This window comes from Dethiothermospora halolimnae, from assembly GCF_037577855.1.
GTDB lineage: Bacteria > Bacillota > Clostridia > Tissierellales > VENL01 > Dethiothermospora > Dethiothermospora halolimnae.
The window spans coordinates 1-26,712 of the sequence record NZ_JBAKFX010000030.1 but is presented as its reverse complement, the minus strand read 5'-3'; the positions used below and the strand labels follow the sequence as shown (position 1 = coordinate 26,712).

Sequence of the window (26,712 nt, the reverse complement as noted above, 5' to 3'; positions counted from 1 at the left end):
CGATTCTTTTTAACATTAAATTTTCACCTCCCAATTTCTAATTAGTGCATAGGCATAAGAAAATGATATCAATTAAAAGAAATATAATCAATAAATAATAATATTAAACTACTATTACCTAACCTGTTATCTTCCTATACCATGAGAATAATTCACAATCAATACTATCATGGAAATCTTTTTTTACTGGCTTAAGCATACATCCCCTACTCCTAAGTCCGTTAATCCCTAGTTCCTTATCGGATTTAAAAATTACTGTAGAAGCAGAATTTTTGTAAACAGGTTTTTTATCTAGATATTCTTTAGTATAAAAATTAAGTTGTATATCATCCTGGGTTTCATATTCAACTATTGCTAGATTCATGTCTTTAGGACAAATTTCTTGAAAGGACTCCATATACATCTTTTTCATTTCCTGAATTTTTTCCTTTGGAAGACTTTTTATATGTTCACTATTAAACTCTTTATCTATATGTTCCCAAATGTTATAATGTATTACCCTATCAATATTTCTTCTTTAGGCAAAATCATATTTTTCTTTAAATTTTTTAAAATCATATCTTTTCTCCTTTATATTTTTTACTATACTCTATTTATCCTTTAGCTTATATTGTATATATTAATAAATCTTACATATTTATTCAATATTTTTTATATCAGTGCCTTGTCTCAATGTTTAACATACTATGGTATAAAACAAAGAGCCCCTCGACGATAATTTTAAAATCATCATCAAGGGGCTCTTTGATCTTTGTACTGATTTAAGAACTTTTACAACTTTCCTTGTTTATTCTTTAGAATCAACCATACTTTCTAATTTCTTCGTTAGCTCTTCTAATGACTTGAAACTTTTTATAATATCTTCAATTCTATTATTCTGTTCATTCGCACTTGCAGTAACTTGCTCTACAGATGCTGAATTCTCCTCTGTTATACTTGCTATAGATCCTACCTCGTCCATAATAGTCTCTGAACGCTCCTTTAAACCTTGAACCATATCATCCATGTTATTAGCCTGATTAAGTACATTATCTGTGTTTTTATCAATCTCTTCAAATATATTATTAACCTTTTCTATTAGTTCCTTACTACCTTCAAATCGTATTTGAACTGTTCCTACTTTTTCTGTTACCTGTTGAGATTTTTCTTGAACTTCCAATAATATTTTAGCTATCTCATCTGTAGAATTTGTAGAATTTTCTGCTAATTTTCTAATTTCATCAGCAACTACGGCAAAACCTTTACCATGCTCCCCTGCACGGGCAGCTTCAATAGATGCATTTAGAGCTAATAAATTGGTTTGTTCTGCAATATCATTTATTGAGTTTACAATATTTCCAATTTTTAAAGACTTATCATTTAATTCCTCCATAAGGTTTACCGTATCCAATATCCCTTCATTAACATAAATTATCTCTTCATTTAAGCTACCAATACTCTTGTTACCATCTTGATTTACTTTAGAAGTTGCATTAGATAAATCCCTCATATATATAGAGCTTTGTTTCAGTGTTTGAACTTCTTGATTATTGTTTTTCATAGAAGTATTTATGTCCACAATGCTACTAGCCTGACTTTCTACACTATTTGCTATTTCTGAAAAAGCAATGGTCAATTCATTTGATATTTCTCCCATAGTCGATACATTTTCCATAAGATTTGTACTAAAACTACTAAGGGTTTGAATAGCCATCTTTACTTCTTTTAATAAGTTCTGAACCTTATTTTTATCCTCTTCCGCTGATATGCTACTCTTTTCTAAATCTGACCTCATGCCACTTCCAATTCTACTTTGAAATATTAATACAATACATATTAAAATTATAGTTAAATTAAGAGTTACCAAACCTGCACTTGTAAATTCTTGAAACATTGAATTTCTATATGTAAAAAAGTAATAATTTGTTAGAGCTAGATTAATAGCCCCTACTGCAATAATAGGTCTATAATCATGATATAAAGTAATAATTGCAATATTATAATAAACACTTAGATAAGATGCTATATGGGGTTTTGATATTACCGAAAAAAAACTTAGTAGTGATAACCCTATTATTGCTACATACTTTATATAACCCTCAAAGATCCGTTTATAAGTTAAAAGACTAGTTAAAATACAAGTTACTCCTCCAGCTATTAATGCTTCGATTGGCGTCTTACTAGCCACAGAAGCTAAGGCAAATAAAAGAAAAGAAATCCATAATACTATAGAAATTAGTTTATTCCCTTTGTAAGTTCGATCCATTTTTTATACCCCTTTCATAAATTTTTATTTTAATATATCTTAAATTATAACATGTTTTTAGTCATTTTAATACATTTTTCGACATTTTAAATTGGATTTCTATATTTATTATAATTTAAGATATATTTATTTCCTTTTACTTAATTAATTTAGTGGGTATAAATTTTTTATCATAAAGTACTTTTGAATGATTTCTTTTTATCAAAGTTTTATCAATTAAATTACCTGTCCTCTTATCTACTTTCTTTCTATATATTTCATTGTTTCTATAATAGTTATCCTTTTCCTTAGTAAAATGCTTATTTTCTTCTACTATGTGATATGAATACTTAAGACTTTTTTCACTTCTCAATTCTCCACAAAGATATTTATCTGTTGTATAAATAATTAATTGAAATGCTTGATCAGTATTGTTCACAAATTGATAGTCTAAATAATTATACATCACTGAAGTGCCTGTCCCAAAGGGGACCTGTCTTCCATAGTCGGGAAACATATCTATTTGATTATGATGATGATGTTCTATAATCTCCAATGAACTATGCAAAATCATCCAATGGATTAGATTTGTAAATTGGCATAGTCCACCACCTATACCTCTACTTGATTTTCCTGATTTTATAACTAAACCTTCTTTATATCCCTTTAACTCTGTACAATTACCTACTAATTTCCAAAATGAAAATACTTCTTTGGGTAATATAATTATTCCATTTATCTTGGAAGCTGCTAATTTTAAATTAACAGCTTTGTTCTCCTGTAGTTTCATGTTTACGTTTCCCAATTTTCTTCTTATTAGAGATTTATGGGTATATACCTTGTTGGATAATTTTTTAGTTATTATTGTATTGGCATAGTTATTATTGTCAATTATCCATTTTAATCTTCTTATTAATATTTCTTTGGTAACAGATATTCTATAGGTAAAGGGAGATAATTCACAAAATAATTTTCTAGACATAAATTTTCACCTCTATATATTTTCTAATACTAGAGTTATTCTTTTTAATATTCTATGTTTATACAATAAATCCCTTTTTCTCTTAACTGTATGTTATATAGAAAATTATACCCAAAATATACCAGCAAATAATTTCATCTATATTTTTGACAAATTATATGGTGTGGAAAAATCAAGTTCTAGGAAAAAAGCTGGTACAAACCTTAATCTTGCAATTGTAAAAAGTATTGTTGAAATACACAGGGTGAAGTTAGTGTTAAGAATAATAATAGAAAAACTGTTTTTGAGATAAGACTAGGTACCATAAATTAGTATATGAATAATTATATTAACAGAAGTAATTATCTTATTAAACTAATCTTAACTAATCCATTTTTCCCCATAATTAACTAAATCATATTAATATGGAGATATTTCAGAGTGTCCCCATATTAATATGATTCCCCACATATTTAAATTATTCCTTACTTAGAACCTTATTATGGAATGAAGGGGGAATTGTAACTTTTATAATATTCTTTATTGGCTTTTAATGTATTAATTAACCTAATGCAACATCTAAAATCATCATAACAGTGAAACCAAGCATACACCCAATAGTTGCAATGTCTGTTTTTACTGCCCCTTCATTCGATTGCCCTTCAGGAATTAACTCCTCTACAACCACATAAATCATTGCCCCTGCTGCAAAGGCCAATGCATAGGGTAATAATGGTCGCATTGCCACAACCGCTAGGGCTCCAATAACCCCTGCTATAGGCTCAACAATTCCTGATGCCTGCCCTAATAGGAATGCCTTTCTACGAGAAAGTCCTTCTCGTCTAAGGGGAATAGAAACTGCTGCTCCTTCAGGAAAATTTTGTAATCCAATACCTATTGCCAATGCAACAGCTCCTGACAGGGATGCTGATGGTATGCCATAGGCAACTGCACCAAAAGCTACTCCCACTGCTAATCCTTCCGGAATATTATGTAGGGTAATAGCTAATACAAGAAGAACACTCCTTTGCCAGCTTGTTTTAATACCTTCTGCTTCAGAACGATCAAGCCCTCGATGTAAATGGGGTAATATCTTATCTACAGCAAATAGAAAGGCTCCACCACCTAGAAAACCAATAGCAGCCGTTAGCCAAGCTATTTGATTTAACTCTTCTGCCATTTCAATCCCCGGTGCCAATAGAGACCAAAAACTTGCTGCAATCATTACACCTGCTGCAAACCCTAACATACCATTTAAGAAGTTTTTATTAATCTCCTTAAAGAAAAACACCAAAGAAGCACCTAATGCCGTAACTGCCCAGGTAAATAATGTGCCGATTAATGCTTGATTAACTGCTGAAAATTGTGATAACCATTCGATCATTGTCTTCTCTCCTTTACAATATAATTATTAATTCAGTTATAATATACCCAAACCTTCATGGTACTAACTTATATATAATAAAGATAATTCTTTAGAAAACTAAGAACTTGCTTTTCCATTTTCAATTTATTTATCATATAATACTTTCTGCATATCTACTACTCCTTAAACAAAAACTCTTCCTTGATTAATCATTTAAATACATAGCAGCAAGTGAATCTCTAACTTTTATATTACTATTTATAAACTGAAACAGGCTTATACTAAACAATCCCCACATGGTAATATATTTATTGTATGTAAAAATATATCATGATATAATTAAAACACAAACTGCCTATTAAAAATATCTAAAGGGGGGGAGTAGTGGATATGTATAAGATTAAAAAATGCTCAGAAGTATCAGATTCACAAATTTTTAGAGCTTTTACAGAAGGATTTTCAGACTACATAGTCCAAGTTCAAATGGATGAAGCTTCATTCGTTAATAGGTTCTTCGGACCAGAAGGTAATGATAGAAATCTTTCATACATTGCTTTTAAAAAAGATACACCTGTAGGTGTTATTCTATCAGGCATTAAACTTAACGAAGATTTTAAAACTCTAAGATGTGGAGGCATGGCAGTGGTTCCCACAGAAAGGGGAACGGGACTTGCCCAGAGATTATTTAAACTACATGAAAAAACTGCAGTGGAAATTGGATGTAGACAATTATTCCTTGAAGTTATTAATGGTAATGACCGTGCTATAAAATTCTATAAAAATATGGGATATGAAAAAACATATGATTTAACTTACAGAACGTGGAATCTAGATGGTAGAAATCCACTAACTATAGATAGGGATTATCTAGAAAAAAAAGTACAGCAAATGACTTATGATGATATTTACTCATTGCGAAGGGTAGATCATTCCCATCTTCCTTGGCAAGGGGCATTTCCATACTTTAAATCTATCCCTTGTCATTTTTATGGTATAAAGGACAATGATAATATTGTCGCAGGTATTGTTGCTACAAACAATCGAGTGTTCTATTTGTGGGTTCATCCTGAAAAAAGAAATAAGGGTTATGGAAAAGCATTACTAAATAGAGTCATTACAGACTTAAAACCTGAAGTACTAAATATTATGTATTCTAATAATCATCAAATACATACATTTGCTAATCACTATAATATGACCATTGCACCAATAAATCAATTAGAGATGTATAAGTGGTTAGGATAGTTGCATTATAACAACCCGAATAAATATTTATTCGGGTTGTTATAATCGTTGATGGGATGCCTAATCCCCACAACTAATTTATTATTTAAAATTGTTATACTACTTTTTAGTATTACAACTACAACTTTTTTCACTGGTTCCGCCATGGGGACACCCAATACATTTAACTCCTTTTTTCTTTTCAATAATAATTTTTGCTACTGCTCCACATACTATTGCTAATATTATTAAAATTACAATTATATCTCCCATAATCTCCTCCTAAGAACTTAATGCTAACTTACTCTGGGCCTTTTTATCACCTTTTTTCATAAGATACACAACACAACCAATCATTGCTGCCACAGCAATTAATCCTGGTATAAAACCACTACCTAAAGCACCTGTTGTTACCAGTGTTCCTAGTTGATAAGTAATAAATGCAACTGTATAGCCCATACCAAATTGGAAGGCAATGCCACCCCATAACCACTTTTTATTCTCCATTTCAGAGTTCATAGCGCCAATAGCAGCAAAACAAGGTGGTGTAAATAAATTGAACATTAAGTATGCTAATGCCGCAACTGATGTTAAGCCCATTACCTCAGCAACATCTGAGCTTCCAGAAACAAGGGCAAATTCCTCCGTATCAATAAAGTTTGTAATACCATATACTACAGCTAACGTTCCTACTACATTTTCCTTTGCTATGAAACCTGTAATCGCTGCTGCCGCTAATTGCCATACACCAAATCCTAAAGGTACTAATAGAATGGCGAATGGTGATGCGATACTTGCCAAAATACTTGTATCCTGTGCCCCTTCGGCAACGACTTGGAATTTCCAGTTGAATGTCTGCATGATCTGCACCGCTGCATTACACAGTAATATGATGGTACCAGCTTTAATTATAAATGCTTTGGCTCTAGAAAACATTGATATTATAGCCCTTTTGATACTTGGAAATCTATACTCTGGTAATTCCATAATAAAGAATGATCTTGCATGTTTCTCTCCTGTTATTCTTACTACCGTTAAAGCTCCTAAAATAATAATGGCAATACCTATAAAATACATAGTAACTCCTACCCATGCTGCATCATTAAAGAATACTCCTGCAAACAGTGCTATAACAGGTAATTTAGCTCCACATGGCATAAAGGGTGTTAGCATTGCAGTTGTTCTTCTTTGTCTTTCGTTTTTAATTGTTCTCGTTGCCATAACACCGGGAATAGCGCATCCAACTCCTATAACCATAGGAATAATTGATTTCCCTGATAAACCCACACGCTTAAAGAAACGGTCCATAACAACAGCAACACGGGCCATATAGCCACAATCTTCAAGTAATGCTAATAGGAAAAATAATACCATAATAAGGGGTAAGAAACCAACCACAGCTCCAACTCCACCAATAATACCGTCCAATAAGATTGAAGAAAGTACAGGTGATACTCCATCCCCAAGTAATCCTTCTACCCAAACACGGAACGAATCAATCCAACCGCCAAATGTATCTGCTATAAATGGTCCTACATGGGTTTGTGAAATTGAGAAAACTGCCCACATAACTATTGCAAAGATGGGAATTCCTAACCATTTGTGGGCTAAAATTCTATCAACTGCATCCTGCTTGGTTTGACTGTTGCTACTTACTTTTCTATCTTCTACTTTTGAAACAATTTCTTTGACAAACTTATATCTTTTTTTATCAGAAGCTTCCACCGCACTTTTATCTTTCATATTTACCCCTTTACTGTCAAAGGGTGCAGTTTGAGTCTTATCTTTTACCTCTCCCACTTTAGAAATAAGCTTTTCTAAGCCGTTGTTGCTTCCCTTCGTTGATACTGTTTCCACCACAGGACAACCTAAGCTCTTAGATAATCGATTTACATCTATAGTTGTCTTTTTCTTTTTATTTAGATCACTTTTATTTAGGGCAACAACAACTGGTATACCTAGCTCCAAAAGTTGAGTTGTAAAAAATAAACTTCTACTTAAGTTAGTAGCATCAACGATATTAATAATAACATCTGGATTTTCCTCTCTAACAAAATCACTGGTTATACTTTCCTCCGAAGTAAAAGGTGACATTGAATATGCCCCTGGAAGATCTACAGCTGTAATTTGAATACCTGTCTTATTAAGACTTTTCTTAATCTCCCCTTCTTTTTTGTCAATAGTTACACCTGCCCAGTTCCCTACATGGGCAATTTTACCTGTTATTGCGTTAAACAATGTTGTTTTCCCACTATTTGGGTTCCCTGTTAATGCTACTTTCATGTTTCTCTCCATATTCATGGATATTTACCTCCCTATTTTTTATAATCATTAACTTTAACTAACTTTCTGTGAGTAAAGCCCTCCCACAGAATCCATCAAAACATATGTAAAGTTAACCGAAGTTAACTTTTGACCAAATAGAACTAAATGATAATAGCTTCAGCCAAATCCTTATCAATACTATATCTTGCATCCTTCACTGTGATTACATAATTCTCTGCAAGTACAGATATTACAGTCACTGATTCCCCTTCATAACATCCTAATGTAAATAAAAAGTTCTTTAGTTCTTCATCATTTGTTTTAATATCTTTTATGATATATTCTGTATTAATACTTCCCTCTGCTAAATTCATCGCTGAACCACCTAATCTACTTTTTTTATTTAAGTTTCTAGTTATAGATTTATTGCTTATGATATTTTCCATATATACACCCCCAAAAGTATATTTACTTATTTAATATTTTTTATGTAAAGATACACTGTTACTTTATATTATGAAAACTTTGCAAACATTAATCAATGGATATTGATTATTTTTAATAAATGATAATAATTATCATTTCATTTTGAATTATATCATCTAATTTTTAACAATGCAATAGTTTTTTTTAATTTATTTCTATTATCTATTATTGTCATTAGAAATTTTCGTTACAAAATAAAAAAACACATATACACCGTTAATGGTGAAGATGTGTTTTTAACTACTTGTTATCCATTTTAAATTCGATTATAATATTATTACTAACTCTTAAATAAGATTAACCTTATAATCAAAATGAATTCTAATAATTCTTAGTTGTAACTTTCATTCCTAAATCTTTTAAAACCTTTAAATAATCCCTTGATGCCACAACATGTCCCATAAAATTACTCCCTACTTCCACGTTACCTTTAAAGATTTGTAATACTGCGGCAACCACAGGGATAGCTGTTGCCAAATACATATCTGTATGTTCCAATAAAATTGAAGACTCTTCTACAACTCCTTTTTTCTCGCCTATAGCCTCAATCTTTAAAGCTAATCCAAAGGGGGGATTGGTGAATTTTTCATTTCCCCATGAAAACAAATTTACACCTAAATTCAAAGTACTTTCAAAATGGCTCAAGTTTAAAACCTTCCAGATAAAATAAAGTCCATCGACAAAGGGATTTATTCCTGCTTGATATGCTTCTAGCTCTCTAAGATTAAATTTCTTCGGGATTTCTTCTAATTCTAAAAGATAAATAGGAACTCCTATCCTTGACTTAAATTTATCATGAAAATTTAATCTATCTATCATGAAAGATGAGGATTTCTCCCAAGCACCTTTCCTGTAAGTGAAAGCTGATTTCCCAGCATGTGACATAATATCATAAACTCCTCCAGAAGGAATATTTTTATCACGATATAAAGAGCTAATCTTTATCTTCTCTATGGAATCATAGTAATTTCCTATAAGATGAGATAACATCGCAGGACAACCAGGAATAATACCTGCTCCGGTTAAAAATATTAAACTTTGTTCTTCTATCTTTTCTGAATATTCTCTTAATACTTGATATTTATCAGTATCAGCATTTAAATCAATATAATTAATCCCTGCTTCTACTGCTGATTTTATTACCAGCTTTTCTTGACCATTCTTGTAAGGAAAAGAAACTATAACTAAATCACATAGTTTAAATGCATTTTTTAGATCTTGAAAATTTCCAGCATCGACCTTAAGTGCAGATACTCTATTTTCATAGAATTTATTATTTAATTTTCTAGTTTCTATTTTTGCTTTGTTAAGATTTCTTCCAGCAATAATAATTTTTACATTTGTATTTGACAATAATAACTCTGCTATATAACTTCCTGCTTTACCATATCCACCTAGTATGAGAACTGTTTGTTCCATTTATGATACCTCCATGTTTTATTAACCTAACTAAACTAAACATTCAATATACTAAAATTGTATAAATTTTAATTCATCTCCAAAAAGAAGCTCTTGACTTAGAAACAGTTTATAATCCGTCATAATCTGGACCTGCTTCTTAAAAAGCTTATCTTAATCATTAATTTTATAAATATATAAGAGGTTATGTAGATATTATTCGAATACATATGAATGTATGCTCATATATTCATTGTATAACTTATACATCATAAAGTCAACAAAAATATAATTTTATCTATATTGAATTCAATTATAAGTATATGTATGGGGAAATCTATAGTAAAAATATTTTTTCACTCCTATGTAAGGTATTACTAGAATAATATTCTGAAGCTCTTCTCTTATCTAATTACCATTTGAATTTTCCATTATTGTCTTTATAATTTTTTTCCCAATCCTTGATAATCTTTATTGCATCATAAGGTGCTTTCTCAGTATCACCATATCTTTTATCATTATTTTCATCATCAATCAGTTTTCTTATTTTATAGTGATGATCACAGTAACTATCTCCTACCCCTTTGCAGTGATTCCTACTGAAGTATAGCTCAGGTGTATTGTTGTCAAAGATGATATGGTCACAATAGCAAACCATCGATGCTGCATAATCCATTCCATATGCCTGTAGAATTTCAATATACGCACATCTTGTAAACCGATAAACCACTTCCTGTTTATCTAAAGATACCTTCTCTGTCCATTCAAACCCAATACCATTGCCAAGATAATTGGTCATGTCTTGCCTGAACTCATCAATGTCTGTTATATTAGGCTTTGCCTTGAAAGTTTTCCCTAAATAAGGTACAGATGCAGGAACACTTAACTTAGCCATAATAATCTGAACTTTGTCTTTGTTATACTTCTTTTTTAACCTTGTAAATAAGCATATAAAGGGTGTTAAATCTTCAAATTTCTTTTGATAAACCTCTTTTACTTCATCATTTGGTAAATCGAACAATTCTGGTTTCCAGACAGGTCTATTAAAGATTGGGTCCCATATAAATGATTTTAAAAGCATAATAATAGCTGTAAGTTTCCCAATTTCATTGCCTAGGATATGTTTCATACCTATTAGAATATCTAATTGTGCTACTGAATCCATTTCACCGTTTTGTGGTTCCAACCTTTTAGCTTCATAAAATTCCATTCTGAGTCCTCCTATCTTTATTAACTAACAATCTACACATTTTTATTAGTTTTACATTTATAAATATTTCTACAACATATTTCCATGAACAATAAATCGAATTTCTTTTCTTATTGCTTCGATCAGCTCTAAATATTGCCAATTATCACTATAGGTATAATGCATAAACTGCTTTATAACACAACCATATATTATTTCAACAGCTAAATCTACGTCGAATTCTTTTATCTCTTTATATTGTTCTTTTAGTTGATGTAATAATTGTTTTGAATCTTCAATTATCATTCTATCCATTTTAAAAATACTCTTTCTTGTTACTAAAGTCTCTGAGATATCTGTACTAAAAATAATGGAAAAATACTCTCTCAATAAACTTTTATCCACACTCGCCATTTTTTTAATATGAAACTCAATGAATTTAACAATTTCATTAACTAGCATGTTCTCATCTATTTTTTTTGGTAAACTTATTTGATAGGTCTCTAACTTAGAATCTATAAAAACAGATTGTATAAACAATTCGCCCTTTGTTTTAAAATAATTGAATAGTGTACCTTCTGCAATATTTGCTCCTTTTGCTATTTCAGAAGTTTTTACTTTACTATATCCCTTTTCTTTAAATATTTTCTCAGCATATTCTAATATGTTTTTTCTAGTATTCTTCTTTTTTACTTCCCTTAATCCCATCATCTCTACCTCCTAATTATAAGTAAATTCGTTTATAATAACATTAAATTCATTTAATGTTACAAATAGAAAATAAACATAACTACTAAAAATTAGTTTTTTTAATCTCTACAATTTCTATTGTTCCACAACCATATGGTGCTTGCCACATTAGGAATCAGCATAAATCAGGTTCCAAATTTTACTTATCTTATATTATAGATATTAATAATCATAAATATGAGTCTACTCATTTATGATTATACTCATATTTTATTCTTTCTTTATTTATTTGTCAATAATTATTATTTATATATTTAGAAAATCTAATAATTGTTTTAATTACATATACGAATAAGTATTATTTCTTGAATTTGATTTTGTCGTTTTACAATCTTTAGATGTCGACATAATTAACAAACATATAAAAAATGCCTCCATCTATTAAATATGGAGACATTTTTAAAATAATATTTTAATTCAATAGAATTTCCTTTTCCCAAAACACTCTCACGCTTACTTACCCCATCCACACTTTAGTTATTCTTATCATGTAAAGTCTGATCTATAACTATAACAAGGGATAAAATAAATCCTTGATCCTCGTCATCTGCAATATCTACTCCATAGGTATCAGAAAATGCAAACCACTCTTTATTTACCACTGCAACAGGTTTTCCATTTTTTAATATATTAAAATCATGGGAGATAACATTCCCTTCTATAGAATAATTTCCTGTACTACTCTCTATGGAAAACTTAGGTTTAAAGAAAGAAAGTTCTTTCTTAACAGTAGCTCTAATCTGGTCATTTACATATATATGATACTTAGGTAAAAAACTCATTAATTGCTGTTCTATATTGGCCACTTCATTTCCTTCCATATCGGTAACCTTTAACTTATCCCCTAAGGAAAAAACCTTTCCCTTTACTATAAACTGGTCATAATCATTGCTATCTTTAATTGTAAAATCATCTCCGAAACTAAATACCTTTTGTTTTACTTTATATCTCACTTTACGCTACCTCCTCTTTATTTTTTTAAAAATACATATGTATTTTCATCTGATAATTCATCTATAAAAGCATAATTTAGTCTATGAAATTTTTTAATATTTTCCACATCTTCAATCTGTTCTTCTGCCATAAAGCGTACCATTTCACCTCTGGCCATTTTTGCTAATGTACCTTTTTGAACTACCTTTTCTCCAACCATTTCACCAAATACACAAGTTATAAAACGTGTTTTTTTATCTAAATACTTAGAAATGCATTTACTGTACTCTTTAGATGCCAAATTTATAATACAATTACTTTCTGAAAAAAGATTATCTGCCAGTTTGCTACCCCAAAAATCATACAGGGAATTTAAATCCTCACCTTTAAGTTTCGACTGCATCTCCAACCTATAAGGAACAACACCATCAAAGGGGCATAATATACCATAAAATCCAGATAAAATTCTCAAGTGGCTCTGAAGATATTGAAACTCATCAACATCAAACACTCCTGAACCCATATACTGATATTGAATACCTTCAAATGAAAGGATTGCTGGGGTTAAATTTCTGTATAAATCCATCTTTTGAATCCGTTCATAGTTTAAAGTGGCTATTTTATCGCTACATTTCCATATTGATTTTAACTTTTCATAACTTAATTTCTTCAAATATTCTAACAAGACCTGTGTATCCTCTATAAATTCAGGAAGCTGATTATAATCTAATGAATCTGTATCTACCTTCATCTTCTTTGCAGGTGAAATAATGATTTTCATAAAAACCTCCTTACACTTTACAATTTCTATAATACCAATTTTTCTAATAATAAGATTTTACTTTTATATAACTTTTATTATTCTAGATTACATTAATTTCTTTTAAGTTATTATTACTATTTATATTATACTATTTATAATCTATACTACAACTATTGTAAAAAAAGTTTGACCCAGATTCTTGATAGAAAAGGTAAATACAATTGACATTTGATTATAGTCGTGTTATAGTATATTCAAATTTGAATATTTAAATTTGAATATACCTTTGAAGGAGGAAGTAATTTGATAAAATTAATGCTACTAGGTTTATTACAACAAAGAGATTTGACAGGTTATGAAATAGTACAATATTTAAATTTGAGTCATGCAGAAAGCTGGGCAGGTATTAAAGTAGGCTCAATTTACTATGCTCTCAAAAAAATGGACGAGAAGAGACTAGTAAAGATTCAATCTGTTGAAAATGTTGGAAATCGTTCACGAACAATTTATTCAATTACTGAAAAAGGCAAGGACTTTTTTGAAAGAAAACTAGAAGATACTCTTAGTGAAGTTGACCTTAATTTTCCTAATTCTTTATACACCGCTGTAACTTTTTTAGGAGAATTACCCTATGAAAAAGCAATAAAAGCTATTGACACTCACATTAACAACTTGGAAAAAGAGCTAAGAATTTGGGAAACTGCTGAGACAGAAAAGGAAAAAGTACAATCTAAAACATTGCCTAATTACATGAAAGCTCTACTGAAAAATGGTTGTACTCATATACAAGCAAACATAAAATTCTTAAAAGAGATAAAAGACTTATTATCTAAAGAAGCATTTGAGGTTCACTTACCTCCATTAAATAAAATTATAAAAGGAGAAATTAATGATGAATCCTAAAATACTTTTATCTTCAACTAATCAACTAATCGACCAAAGTCTAAAACTTGAAGTTACAGGATTGAAACCTAACCAAAAGGTACAGATACAAGCTGAAATGCAAGACGATATGAAAAGAACATGGTATTCCTTTGCATCCTTTATAGCCGATCACGAAGGAAAGATTGATTTAGATAAAACAATACCTAAAGAAGGCTCTTACACCAACTGTGATCCTAACGGTTTACTATGGTCTATGCATCTAAAGGACAATAATACTAATTTTCCTCCTATATTTTTTAAAATGAGTACCCAAACTCATAAGGTGATTTTCTATTTGTTAATAGACGATGAAGTAAAAGATAAAGAAGAAATACAGATTAACTTTACTAATTCTGATACGGAACAAATCATTGTTGAAAATCCAATAGTAGGAAAACTCTTTAAACCTAAAGAAGATAGGAATCTGCCAGCTGTAATCATTGTTGGAGGCTCTACTGGTGGACTCTTTTGGACAGAACAAATGGCTGCTTTACTTAGCACAAAAGGATATGCAGCCCTTGCCTTGAATTACTTTGATGTTGAAAGTGACAACTTACCAAGTGAACTCATTGAAATTAAAGTAGAATACTTTAAAAAGGCACTTGACTGGCTTAAAACTAATTCTGCAATTGACAAAAATAATATAAGTATGATGGGAATTTCTAAAGGTGGCGAACTATCATTATTATTTGGTTCGTATTTTTCTAAGGATTTAGCTTCTATAATTACTTATGTTCCTTCTTCCCATGTGTTTGAAGGAATTTCAATGGGGAAACATCAATTGAAATCCTCATGGACTTATAAAAACACTCCAATAGACTTTATACAATACCCAGTGGATTCAAAATTTTCAAAAGATATGAATCCAATTGACATACGTAAAATTCATGACATTGCATTAAATACAGCTACCTCTAGACAATTAAAGAGAGCCCGTGTTCCAGTTGAAACTATAGAATGTCCTATTCTTATGATTTCTGGAGAAAAAGATAACACTTGGCCATCGTCAAGTATGTGTAGAGATATGATGCAGACTTTAGAGGAATATAATAATCCTTATAAATCAAAACACCTTAATTTTAGAAATATGGGGCACACTTTCTTTCTCCCTAATATACCTCCTATCATTGACCACCCAACGGTCACAGCAGAAAATGCTGCAAATGCTAACAAAAAAGCTTGGGAGACAACATTGAAATTTTTGGACGAACATTTCAATTAAATTGATATATAAACACAAATCCCGATTTTTAAAAATCGGGATTTTTATCAAATTATCTAATGCTAAATATCATTAAATAATTCCATATTCTTTTAACAACTCTTCAACTTCTGTTCCTTTTACTTTCTTTGAAATTTTACGTCTAGCCATTAGTGATAAATCAAGTTCTGGTTTTTCCCCATCTAATAAAGCTTTACTTGCATTTAATAGATAGCGAATGTCATACCTAGAAGCAAATACTTCAGGTACACCCCTTTCAACTCCAGTTAATACATATACTGCTTCCATTGCTGTACGTCCTGAGTACTCTATAGTGAATACAGTATCTCTCCCTGGATCATCCAATGTTTCAGCAAATTGTCCAAGGAAAGCAAAGTTTACTGCCTTTTTGGGTACAACATAAGGACGATCTCCAAATTCACGGGGCATAAATTGTGATGTGATAAATGGCATCATAACAGGAATTGCAGTACAGCTTTCCGCTAACTTCTCTATTTCCCCTTCAGGAACACCTATATGATATAACCACTCTTTTGTAATTTCTTTACCAGTACAATCCCTCATAGTTTTCTTAATGTAGTCTCCAGGAACATCGGAAAACAAACCATATACCCAAACCACAACATCCTTTTCAGGTTGTCCATAATACTGTTCTTGTCGGTTTACAGTCCAACTCATTAACCATGAAGAGTCAAGAGCTGTAACTATCCCCCCTGTTACAGTACTTTCATTATATGGAGAACGTTTTGTAATCTTTTCAATATAGTTAGGAACCTGTTCGTCATGACAAGTTACTGTACAGGACTCCCAGTTAGATTTTTCTGGGTCTCCACAGAACTTATCGGGATTTCCAAATTCATCGCATTGTGCTGCTATATTTCTCCACAATTTCCAACAACCCTCTGGCTCCTTATTAAATGTGGCAGGTGTATTGTCATCCCCATATCCAGAACCTTCAGTCATGGAACCATTGGTGATAAATACTAAGTCATTTTCTGTTAAATCAATAGAAACATCATTTCCATCTTTATCCGTCGCCTCTATTCTTTTAGCAACCTTTTTATCATCCGAAATCGAAAACTCAACATTATCAACAGTAACTCCATACTCAAATTTAGCACCATGATCTTTTAGATATTTGACCATAGGTTTTACAAATGAAGTATACTGATCATGTCTTGAAAATTGTAAAGCTGAAAGATCTGGTAAACCTCCAACATGATGGATAAAACGATTCATATATAGTTTCATCTCTAGGGCACTATGCCAGTTCTCAAAGGCAAACATTGTTCTCCAATATGTCCAAAAGTCACTATCTAATAGTTCTTCAGAAAAAATATCTTCAATAGATTTATTTTGAAGGTCTTTATCTGGAGTATTTACAAAAGCAACTAATTCTTTTGCCAATTCTTGACCTAAATTGAATTTCCCATTATCATAACGTTCACCTTGATCCTTAGTAATACGGCAATTACTAAAGTTTGGATCATCATAGTTTGTATAATAGAAATGATCTAAGACAGTCATATTCGGATCCTCTGTAGATGGTAAAGAACTAAATAAGTCCCATAGAACCTCAAAATGATGTCCCATTTCACGACCACCACGGGCAACATAACCCTTATTTTGACGAATCTGACCATCCAAAGATCCTCCAGGAATATCTAACTGTTCTAAAAAAGTAATCTTACTACCATCCATATGGGCATCACGGATTAAGAAACAACCAGCAGCCAAAGCACCTATTCCAGTACCAATTAAATAAGCCTTTTTATCCTCAATTCCCTTTGGCTTTCTTGTATTTACCAAAGAATGATAATTTCCGTTTGTAAGGGTAAGTCTATCATCATGTGTCTTTATTTTCATTTTATTTTCCCCCTCTTTTTTTATTATTCAAAATCGAACTATTATATTTAGAGTTTTTTATTTTTACTCTAATATTACTCCAATATGGTGTAATATATAATAATCCCTCCTTTGACTCTATAGTTATACATCTTTTATAAAATTTCCTTAATTTCATTATATAATCCTTTTATCCATTTTTCATTAGACAAATAAACTGGAGTGTTTGAATTTCAAACACTCCAGTTTATTTGTCTATCTTTTAAATACCAATATTAAAATGTCTAATAAGAAAAAAATCTCCTGTGATCTTTCTCCCAGATATCCTCTAAATCAGCACTTCGCTTAAGAGATAAGGCTATATTACCATTAAAAAGCTTACCAATTCGTCTAATTATAGTATCAGGGTCTTCCTTCATTCCAGTAGCAATCCAACGTAGTACCATTTCAGTAAGGGCACACTGATAAAAGGAAGCAATCAGTTTTTTATCTCCTGAAGAAGCTGAAATACCATCGCTTGCTTTTTCTATATAACGAATCATGATATTTCCTGATGTATTATATATATAATTTTCCAACTCCTCCCTGTGCATAGAATTATACACATGATAAATAGCCTTTCTATTTTCTAAAGTAAACTTAGCAGCCACAAGGAAACTCTCTTCCCAAGAAAGAGTGTCATTATATTCATCAATAACTATCTGAAGTTCCCGTTGAAAAAGTTCTGACAAGAGTTCATATATATCTGTATAATGATAATAAAAAGTATTCCTATTAATCTTACATTCTTTAGCAATATCCTTAACTGTAATCTTGCTAAGGGGCCGATCATTTAGCATCATTATAAAAACTTCACGAATCATATTCTTGGTATATTGTTCTGCCATAAGGCTACCTCCTCAGTGATTTACCTATATTTAAAATTATAACATATTGTCAAGTAAGTTACACTAAAGGGTACGAACCAAAAATGTTACTATGCAATAAAAAGCATAAATCCCTAAAACATTAACTTATTAATTCTGTTGAAGATACTTTGCTTTTATTTCAGAAAAACTCATATTACAATGTAGATAATTTTTCTTTAAAATAATCCTTATTTCCTTTTCCGTCTCCTTTTCATTTAAGTTTTTATTAAATATCTCCTGTATTTCAGAAGATATTTTCTCATTCATACCACCTTTAATTATTTTTATAATACCAGATTCTCTATCGCTATATCCATATTTTAATGGGAAAATATAGGCATTTTTAATGTCATTTTGAATCACATAAGTGTTTAACCCTGAAAACATAAGACTATTATCTATTTCATGTTCTAAATCTTGATTACTCATAAAATCTTTTTTTTCAATAATTCTTATAATACTATTCTTGATTGTATTTTCTATATTAGTTTTAGGCAAAACTAATTTTTTAAATAATTTATCATATAACTCTTGTTTTAAAGAAATATCACTATCATTATATTCTGCATATATATCCATAATCTCGTCTTCATCGACAAGAGGATATAACATATTATCATCTAAAATATCTGCTATTCTTATTTCTTTATCCCTATAACCTGGATTACTTAATTCATCCATAAAATCAATAAACCAAATAATATCTTCTTTCTTAGATTCAATTATACCGTCAAGGATTAGATTTACTATAATAGTATCCATATTTTCTGGTTTAGAATTTATTATCTCGGTAATTTTCGGTGTATCTAAGTACTCTTCATATTCACTTTCATTATTTAAATAAATTGTTAAATTTTCAATTATAACTGGTAGACTATACTGACTCTCTTCAACAATCTTTAAAATACTATCATCCAACTCACTTTTATTTAGCACTTCTCTTAAGTGATTTACAATGGCCTCTAAAGCAGTATCATATCCTAAATCTTCATATTCATAGTAAACATAAGCTATATCTTCAGGTATTACATATTGTTTAATATCCTTTATTTTATATTCATAAACAATATCTAAAAATTCTTCATATATTTCATCGGAATTTTCTCTACTGACCCTTTTATAATTATTTTCATCTTCAACCACAGCTTCAAGTATAGAAACTATCTCTTCTAATGTAGAATTTATCTCTTCTTTGGAGTATGAAAACTTTAGCTTAGTAAAAATTTCCGACTGTATTGCTTCTTGTTTTGTCTTGTACCCTTGGTCAGCATATTCAAAAACATTAAGTATACCTTCCTCTAAATCCCAATCATATCCTATCCCATTATTCTTTAAAATTGTAATTATACTATCTACACAATTATAATATTTATTATAATCTAACTCATCAATAATTTCATATGCGATATTTTCTACTCTTTCTTTAAAGTATTGTTCATTTTTCTTTATAATTATTTCATCAAATAATAACTTTACCCTTTTATCGTTATCTTTTGTTTTCTTTATTATTTTTACTAAATCATTAGAATCTATGAGAGCATCTAGTTTTTGAGCCATAAGATATTTATCAAGTATTGTTTTTATATGGTCATAATCTTGAGAATTATCTATTCTATCCACCACATTATTAATAGAGAAAGCTAACTGCTTTTTAACATTATATTTTTCTATTATATCCGATATCTGTTCATATATATCTATAGAATCAAACCTATTATCTAGCTTCATTATTTCATACTTGCTAATTTCATCATCAAGCTTATAGAATTTTAGTAAATCCTCTATTTTATTAATTCTATTTGTCGGATTCTTCTCTTTAAAACATATATCTTCTATTTTTATTTCTATAGTATTTACCAACTCATCCGTAATGATGTGCATCAATCGCTCTCTATGTTTATAACTGCCAATATCAATTAAAAACTTTGGAAGTTCCGTCTCATCTTCATTTAGTTTATATTTATTAAATAAATTTTCAAGTTTTTCTTCTTTCTCTGTGTCTTTCATAGAAGAATTTAATATATCCATTACACTATCATATATACTTGTATATAATTCAATAAATTCACTTTTTTCAAAGATCTTATCAGACGTTTCGTCCTTATCTGCAAAAACGCTATAGGGTATTAAATTAATGATAAGTATAGTTGCCAGCATATAACAGGTTCTTTTCATAATATCTCCTCCAAATATAAATTTTGTAATTTTTATATTAATAATTATACCATAATTAGACTATAATTATAATGTTTTAAGTTGAGGAACGTAAAAATATTAGCACGTTCTTCTTTGAAGTATATTATAATTTTTTAAAGCTAATCATACTTCTGTTTGTTCCGTCATTAGCTCCCATCTCATGCCGAATTTATCAATAAGTGATACAAAGCATGATGAATATGTAGTACTTTGCATAGGCGATAATACATTTCCCTCTTTTATTAAAATTTCGTATGCTTTCTTAACATCCTTTGCTGTATCAAATGTAATCACAAGTGAAATGGAATTTCCTTCTTTATGCTTGTGATCTTCAACTATATCTGACATCATGATCCTTGTTTTACCAATAATCATTTCTGCATGATATACAAGTGAGGATTGATTTATATCAGAAATATAATCAAGGGGATTGGCATCTTCATTTTTAAATAAACAAAGTATTTTGGCATTAAACACCTTTTTATATAATTCAATCGCTTCAGAACAATTTCCCTTAAAATGAAAATTAGGTGTAACAACTATACTCATTATTTTTCACTCCTTTAGATTATTAATATAATAATTAAATATTATTTATCCTTTCTATACCTTCGCATACCTTTATACAATATAACCTAACATTTCGGTATGCTCATCTCTCAAACTACTTACGAAAGGGTATAACACTTTATATAGCTATAATTTCGTCCATTGGCTTTGGTTATCTAGTCTTTTGATGATATCAGCAAAAGATTAGATAACCACCACTCTCTCTTAGGCGCCCTTATAATCAATTTTTTATTAAAAATTACCTCATTATATATTTTTTTAATTTTTATGTAAATAATGTATCACAAAAATTTCTTAATAGCAATATATACATCTTATTAGTTATCGTTAAACAATCGTAAAAAAACTTCTCTAATTTAAAATAACTGTCTATTATTTTTATAAAAATAATAGACAGTTATTTTAAATAGTTAAGGCTTAAGAATTACTTTTATACAATCATCCTTCTTCTCATCAAATATTTTATAAGCATGTTCCCCTTTATTTAGAGGTAATTTATGTGTGATAATATCTGTTGGATCAATCTTTTTAGATTTTATGATATCTAATATAGGATCTACATATGAATGGACTGGACATTGTCCCATTTTCAGTGTAATATTTCTAGCAAAAAAATCACCTAATGGAAAGGCATTATATCTTGCTCCATACACTCCTACAATAGAAACTGTACCACCTTTCCTTACTGCTTGAGTGGCTATTTCTATAGCTGATTTAGATCCTCCTTGAAGTTTAAGTAATGTCTCTACCTTTTCTACACCTGTCATTTTCCCATCCATTCCAACGCAATCGATAACTACATCTGCCCCTCCATCTGTTATATCCTTAATATACTCACCTGTATTATCATAATCTTCAAAGTTTATTATTTCTACATCATTAAATTGTTTGGCATGTTTTAATCTATACTCGACTCTATCAACTGCTATTATTCTACTTGCTCCCATATAGGCGGCCCATTTTTGGGCTAATAATCCCACTGGACCACATCCTAAAACTACTACAGTATCTCCTATTCTAACACCTCCATTTTCAACTCCCCAATAGGCTGTAGGTAGTATGTCTGTTAAAAATAATACCTGTTCATCCGTCAACTCTTCTGGAACAATAGTTGGACCTACATTAGCATATGGCACCCTTAAATACTCTGCTTGACCACCATCATATCCTCCTAATGTTTCACTATATCCAAAGATAGCACCTGCTTCTCCATTGGGATTTGAGTTATCGCATTGACTCCATAGATCATGTTCACAGTACCAACAATGTCCACATGAAATTGGAAAAGGCACTATAACTCTATCACCTTTTTTTACCTTCTTAACATCTTTCCCTATTTCTTCAACGATACCCATTGTCTCATGACCAATAATATAATCCTTTGGTGTATTCGGTATCATCCCATGTATTAAATGTAAATCTGAACCACATATTGCAGTTGAAGTTACCTTAATAATAATATCATCTGGGTTCTCGATTTTAGGGTCTCTTACATCTTTAACTTTGACATTTTTCATTCCCTGATAAGTTATAGCTTTCAATTTTTTCCCTCCAAATATAATTATAAATTGCTTTATTAATTTTATTTGTCTAATAAAATTTTTGTAAATATAATATCTACTTATATATTTTTAGCATTTAGCTATTTAATATAACTAAAAAATTATATCTATTAACTTATCACTTATTATTGAGTATTGAATATACTAAATTAAGAGAATAATATGACCCAACAATAAAGTGAGGTGAAATCATGGGATTTGGATTTGATACATGTAGAAATGACGAAATTATTTTATTTTTGTTAGTATGGGGTATTCTTGGTTATTATATTTACCCATACCTCTTTGACTGCTAAACTACCAGTATAATAATTATAATCTGTAACCCAATAAAAAAACTAGCATAAAAATCAAAACCTACTGAAAGATTCAGTAGGTTTTGATTTTGGCTGATTGTCATCAGTATGACTATAAACTAGATTTCTTTATCTCATAATCCCACCATATACAGAGCTCAAACTTGTCTTCAATGACATCTTACCCTTTATTCACAACCTTTTAACCTTTGCATATTATAAAACAAAAAAATTATTTCAAGGAGTGTTTCTTATGCAAAAATGGATTCAACAACCCAGTGACTCTTTATTGATGTTGGGAGACTTCAATGCTAGTTATTATGTTTTTCCATATGAAGTGAATCCTGATACTGAGATTGTTATTAAAGGACAGTTCTCCTATGCAAGATATATGTCTTTTACTTTAATTGGACAAATTGATACTGTTATAGCTACCGCCCCCGATCAAGCATTAATTCCAGACCCTGGGAGTACCAATCCTTTTTTACCTGGTGCCAATTGGAATGCAAACAATCGCAATTACACTATAAAAATCCGTCCTACTGCTCCACCACAGGGTTCAGAACACTTTGTTCCAGAAGCAGGTAATAATACCTTTTATGCAGGAAATTTAAAAGATGGTTCCCCAAATAGATTCGGACTCATTGGGCTTCGAATTTACGTCCCAAGCCTCGGCTATGACAAAACAGGCGGTGTAGAACTTCCTAAGATCACTTATTGTGCTGTAGAAAGGGATTACAGAAAAACAAAACTAGCTAGGGTTTTCCAAAAAAACGAATTGCCAGAAAATCCATTAAACTCGATAAGTATTTTAAACAAAAAAACTTCAATCCATCATTGCAGTGATATAGTTGGACAAAACTGTGATTTAACCTGGAGCCGTATAGGTGTCATCGCAACAAGAATTTTACAACCTGATTTAAATACGGTCTATATAGTTTCAGAGCAAATAAAAAGAGATCCTGGTAAGTTGTTATTTATTCGATGGAAAGCCCCCACATTTCCCGACACCTATCACAATATTGGAATCTTAGGCAATGAGAACATGAGGTATTGGAGTATGTCTTTTATAACAAGAGTGGGATTATTGGGACTTTACACCCTTAGTGATTTTCAGACTATTGTAGATAAAAAAGGATATGTTAATCTTGTTATAAGTTTTGGAGCATCACGTCCATCCTATGTGACACCGGAAAATGGTTTTAATTGGATTGATGCCAGTAATCTACCATTAGTTCCACTTACACTTTTCTATAGAAACAATCAAGTGTCTCAAGGCTTTCCTTATTCAGCAAAAAATATACCTGAAGGCGAAATCGTTCCTCCGGAAGTTATGGGGAAATACTACCCCTGTGGTAAATATGTGGATCCTCTCTATTTTAATTCATGTTGCTTGGATTATAATGATAAACTTAACAAGGATAATTGCTAAAGCTTAGATGGAGTGGAAGAATATAAGAACTAAGAGGAAGTCATTTTGACTTCCTTTTAGATATCATTTATTTCAATAAGTTTCCACTCCATTGTTCCAATCCTACTTTCTCTATAATCTACCCTTGCCATAGTAAGACATATTTTCACTTCAATATATTATCCTGCTAAAAACTTAGCTCTATTCCCTAATTTATTTAATACTCTGTAAACCTGATTTCATAGCGAACTTCCTAAGCAATGGATTATACATGGCTGGGGATTTTAAATTTTTAATTAGTAAATTTAACTTTATCTTTTTTATCTTGTATTTATATTTTTCTAAAAATCCATTTATGCCTTCTTCAAGACTCTGAGCTAAATATAAAGAACTCTTAAATGCATAGCTGATTCCTTCTGCAGAACTAGGGCTAATAGCCCCTGCGGCTTCTCCAACTAGAGCTATACTATCCCTCCCTGGATAAAACTGTGATAATTTCTTAGGTCTATAGATATACGCACCTTCTGTTTTTATTTTATTATCAAAGTTAAAACCTAGCTGTGTTAGTTTTCTTTTCAACATATCGTACTTTTCTCTAGTGTCATTTTTAGGTCTAAGGGCCGATCCCAATAATAGATAATTCTCCTTTGGTATTATCCAAGAGTAGAAATCACTTATTTCTTCATCAAAAATTGCTGTAAAATAAGGTATATGACATGAACATTCAAACCATTCTTGAATTGAGATATACTTTTTAGGAGTATCTATATCTTTATTAATAAACTTTCTTACTCTCGAATAGGCCCCATCAGCACCTACAATAATCCTTGTCTTTGCAGATTTCCCCTGGCCATTACAAGTATATCTAATTTCATATCCTTCTGGTATTTCATTGAAACCTTTAAAAAGAGAGTTAAAGCTTTTATCAACTTTAGCTGGAATTAATGAAACTAACCATCTATCAAATTTTTCCCTATCCATATTAAAATAGAATCTCTGATATAACCTTTCTAGATTATTAGTTAAATCAATGGTCCTTACAGCAAAAAGTTGAGGATTAACCAAAATATCTTTAGGTATCCCTAGACCTAACTTTGCGATCATCTTTTGAGCATCCGGTGCCAGTAAGCCTCCGCAACATTTATTTGATAAGTTTTTAGGATTATCATCTTCTAAATCCCGTTTATCTATTAACAAAACCTTGTATTTATCTCCAATCAATCGTGCAAGATTAGATCCTGCGGGACCTGCCCCTACAATAACAATATCATACATAAATTCACCTCATAAGTTCTAAGTATTTTTATTTAATTCTAACAGATTTTTTATCGTTTTACAATAAACTTTTATTGTTTTATAGTATATTTTTATTGTTAATAGGTTTTTAGAGCAAAAAAAGTGCCGGTTAAAATGAATTTTCATTCCAACCGGTTTAATTTGGATACAACTCTTACTTTATGTCTTTAGATTTCATCTTAATTTAACTTGTTTTCCATTTATACTTAAAGATTCTATCATTGTACTATCAACTGGCAACTTAGTGAGATACTTAAGGTATATTTTCCCTTCCTTATCAAAAGAAGTAGCAAAGTCTACATCCCTTGTAGTTCCATCTATCATATTAATATGAATTTTAAGCTGATTTCCATCATATTCTCCTGTTCCTAGTAGTGTAACTCCTAATTGTGAAGCATAAATATGATTTCCTTTCCATGTTCCAAAATCCAATTTACACCTAGCTTCTTTTTGTTCTTTCACAGATTGAAGCTTAAACTTAACTTTCCAATCCCCTTTTATATATTCATCACTGGATACAAAATATCCCTTTAATAAAGCTTCTTTAGTATCAATATCTTTCAAATCAAAGAAATACTCAATATATTCTCCCCTATCTTTTGTATTTCCCGATTCATCTATTCCAAAATGAACGGTTGATGGATTGATATCTAACTTATTATTTTCTGTATCAGTAAAATAAAAATATCCATGATCATCCTTGCCATTCCCTACCCATTTTGTTTGGATATGAAGCTTATCACCTATATATCCTATATTTGAAATATACATAAAGTCAATATTAGTAAGTAAGATTTCACGGGAATCGCATGAAGATTTATTCAAACCAAAACTTTCATCCGAAAATTTTTAAAAGCGACTAGCGTCGTATAAATATGAGATAAGATGTTAACTAATTTTGAAAAGAAGTATAATGTCTAACC

General features: G+C 30.5%; 23 protein-coding genes. 4 read left to right on the top strand and 19 right to left on the bottom strand.

Annotated features, from left to right (window positions below; translation table 11 throughout):
* Positions 1-118: 118 nt before the first annotated feature.
* The 4 genes from V6137_RS12380 to V6137_RS12365 form a co-directional block, all read right to left on the bottom strand.
* Positions 119-412, bottom strand: coding sequence for a hypothetical protein (locus V6137_RS12380; RefSeq protein ID WP_425448255.1), 294 nt, complete (start codon positions 410-412; stop codon positions 119-121).
* A gap of 375 nt (positions 413-787) precedes the next feature.
* Positions 788-2,245 carry a methyl-accepting chemotaxis protein gene (locus tag V6137_RS12375; protein WP_425448254.1) on the bottom strand — a complete coding sequence of 486 codons (1,458 nt, stop codon included), beginning with the start codon at positions 2,243-2,245 and terminating at the stop codon, positions 788-790.
* 136 nt (positions 2,246-2,381) lie between these two features.
* Positions 2,382-3,206 carry a VanW family protein gene (locus tag V6137_RS12370; RefSeq protein WP_425448253.1) on the bottom strand — a complete coding sequence of 275 codons (825 nt, stop codon included), beginning with the start codon at positions 3,204-3,206 and terminating at the stop codon, positions 2,382-2,384.
* 541 nt (positions 3,207-3,747) lie between these two features.
* Entirely contained in the window at positions 3,748-4,569 is an 822-nt protein-coding gene (locus V6137_RS12365; protein WP_425448252.1) for a ZIP family metal transporter, read from the bottom strand.
* Positions 4,570-4,941: 372 nt separating this feature from the next.
* Here V6137_RS12365 and V6137_RS12360 point away from each other — a divergent pair, with 372 nt between their 5' ends.
* On the top strand, positions 4,942-5,796 hold the full coding sequence (locus V6137_RS12360; protein ID WP_425448279.1) for a GNAT family N-acetyltransferase: 855 nt from the start codon (positions 4,942-4,944) through the stop codon (positions 5,794-5,796).
* A 99-nt stretch (positions 5,797-5,895) separates the two neighbouring features.
* Here the strand turns inward: V6137_RS12360 and V6137_RS12355 are convergent, their stop codons facing one another.
* From V6137_RS12355 to yaaA, 8 genes are all read right to left on the bottom strand, one after another.
* A complete protein-coding gene (locus V6137_RS12355) occupies positions 5,896-6,048 on the bottom strand; it encodes a hypothetical protein (RefSeq protein WP_425448251.1) in 153 nt (50 codons plus the stop codon).
* Between the two features lie 9 nt (positions 6,049-6,057).
* Positions 6,058-8,076: a ferrous iron transport protein B gene (feoB, locus tag V6137_RS12350; protein WP_425448250.1), complete on the bottom strand. Its 2,019-nt coding sequence runs from the start codon at positions 8,074-8,076 to the stop codon at positions 6,058-6,060.
* A gap of 125 nt (positions 8,077-8,201) precedes the next feature.
* The gene (locus tag V6137_RS12345; protein WP_425448249.1) at positions 8,202-8,486 is read right to left on the bottom strand and encodes a FeoA family protein; all 285 of its coding nucleotides are present in this window, start codon (positions 8,484-8,486) and stop codon (positions 8,202-8,204) included.
* Between the two features lie 361 nt (positions 8,487-8,847).
* On the bottom strand, positions 8,848-9,945 hold the full coding sequence (locus tag V6137_RS12340; protein ID WP_425448248.1) for a saccharopine dehydrogenase NADP-binding domain-containing protein: 1,098 nt from the start codon (positions 9,943-9,945) through the stop codon (positions 8,848-8,850).
* 391 nt (positions 9,946-10,336) lie between these two features.
* Positions 10,337-11,134, bottom strand: coding sequence for an L-2-amino-thiazoline-4-carboxylic acid hydrolase (locus V6137_RS12335; protein WP_425448247.1), 798 nt, complete (start codon positions 11,132-11,134; stop codon positions 10,337-10,339).
* Positions 11,135-11,203: 69 nt separating this feature from the next.
* Positions 11,204-11,821, bottom strand: coding sequence for a TetR/AcrR family transcriptional regulator (locus V6137_RS12330; RefSeq protein ID WP_425448246.1), 618 nt, complete (start codon positions 11,819-11,821; stop codon positions 11,204-11,206).
* A 515-nt stretch (positions 11,822-12,336) separates the two neighbouring features.
* A complete protein-coding gene (locus V6137_RS12325; RefSeq protein WP_425448245.1) occupies positions 12,337-12,816 on the bottom strand; it encodes an LURP-one-related/scramblase family protein in 480 nt (159 codons plus the stop codon).
* A gap of 17 nt (positions 12,817-12,833) precedes the next feature.
* Positions 12,834-13,577, bottom strand: coding sequence for a peroxide stress protein YaaA (gene yaaA, locus V6137_RS12320; RefSeq protein WP_425448244.1), 744 nt, complete (start codon positions 13,575-13,577; stop codon positions 12,834-12,836).
* 285 nt (positions 13,578-13,862) lie between these two features.
* Here yaaA and V6137_RS12315 point away from each other — a divergent pair, with 285 nt between their 5' ends.
* Both V6137_RS12315 and V6137_RS12310 read left to right on the top strand, forming a co-directional pair.
* Positions 13,863-14,462: a PadR family transcriptional regulator gene (locus tag V6137_RS12315; protein ID WP_425448243.1), complete on the top strand. Its 600-nt coding sequence runs from the start codon at positions 13,863-13,865 to the stop codon at positions 14,460-14,462.
* Positions 14,452-15,705 carry an acyl-CoA thioesterase/bile acid-CoA:amino acid N-acyltransferase family protein gene (locus V6137_RS12310; RefSeq protein ID WP_425448242.1) on the top strand — a complete coding sequence of 418 codons (1,254 nt, stop codon included), beginning with the start codon at positions 14,452-14,454 and terminating at the stop codon, positions 15,703-15,705. The genes V6137_RS12315 and V6137_RS12310 overlap by 11 nt, the downstream gene beginning before the upstream one ends.
* A gap of 72 nt (positions 15,706-15,777) precedes the next feature.
* On the opposite strand, the gene V6137_RS12305 is transcribed toward V6137_RS12310, so the two are convergent.
* The 5 genes from V6137_RS12305 to V6137_RS12285 form a co-directional block, all read right to left on the bottom strand.
* Positions 15,778-17,571, bottom strand: a complete 1,794-nt coding sequence (locus V6137_RS12305) for an oleate hydratase (protein ID WP_425448241.1) — start codon at positions 17,569-17,571, stop codon at positions 15,778-15,780.
* A 263-nt stretch (positions 17,572-17,834) separates the two neighbouring features.
* Complete coding sequence (locus tag V6137_RS12300) at positions 17,835-18,437, bottom strand: TetR/AcrR family transcriptional regulator (protein ID WP_425448240.1); 603 nt, start codon at positions 18,435-18,437, stop codon at positions 17,835-17,837.
* 129 nt (positions 18,438-18,566) lie between these two features.
* Positions 18,567-20,633: a hypothetical protein gene (locus V6137_RS12295; RefSeq protein ID WP_425448239.1), complete on the bottom strand. Its 2,067-nt coding sequence runs from the start codon at positions 20,631-20,633 to the stop codon at positions 18,567-18,569.
* A gap of 144 nt (positions 20,634-20,777) precedes the next feature.
* The gene (locus V6137_RS12290) at positions 20,778-21,203 is read right to left on the bottom strand and encodes a VOC family protein (protein ID WP_425448238.1); all 426 of its coding nucleotides are present in this window, start codon (positions 21,201-21,203) and stop codon (positions 20,778-20,780) included.
* A gap of 431 nt (positions 21,204-21,634) precedes the next feature.
* Complete coding sequence (locus V6137_RS12285; RefSeq protein ID WP_425448237.1) at positions 21,635-22,765, bottom strand: zinc-dependent alcohol dehydrogenase; 1,131 nt, start codon at positions 22,763-22,765, stop codon at positions 21,635-21,637.
* 570 nt (positions 22,766-23,335) lie between these two features.
* On the opposite strand from V6137_RS12285, the gene V6137_RS12280 reads away from it, so the two are divergent.
* Entirely contained in the window at positions 23,336-24,514 is a 1,179-nt protein-coding gene (locus V6137_RS12280) for a hypothetical protein (RefSeq protein ID WP_425448236.1), read from the top strand.
* Positions 24,515-24,706: 192 nt separating this feature from the next.
* Here the strand turns inward: V6137_RS12280 and V6137_RS12275 are convergent, their stop codons facing one another.
* Together V6137_RS12275 and V6137_RS12270 are read right to left on the bottom strand one after the other, a co-directional pair.
* Positions 24,707-25,768, bottom strand: a complete 1,062-nt coding sequence (locus tag V6137_RS12275) for an FAD-binding protein (protein ID WP_425448235.1) — start codon at positions 25,766-25,768, stop codon at positions 24,707-24,709.
* Positions 25,769-25,963: 195 nt separating this feature from the next.
* Positions 25,964-26,614 carry a hypothetical protein gene (locus V6137_RS12270; protein ID WP_425448234.1) on the bottom strand — a complete coding sequence of 217 codons (651 nt, stop codon included), beginning with the start codon at positions 26,612-26,614 and terminating at the stop codon, positions 25,964-25,966.
* Positions 26,615-26,712: the final 98 nt, after the last annotated feature.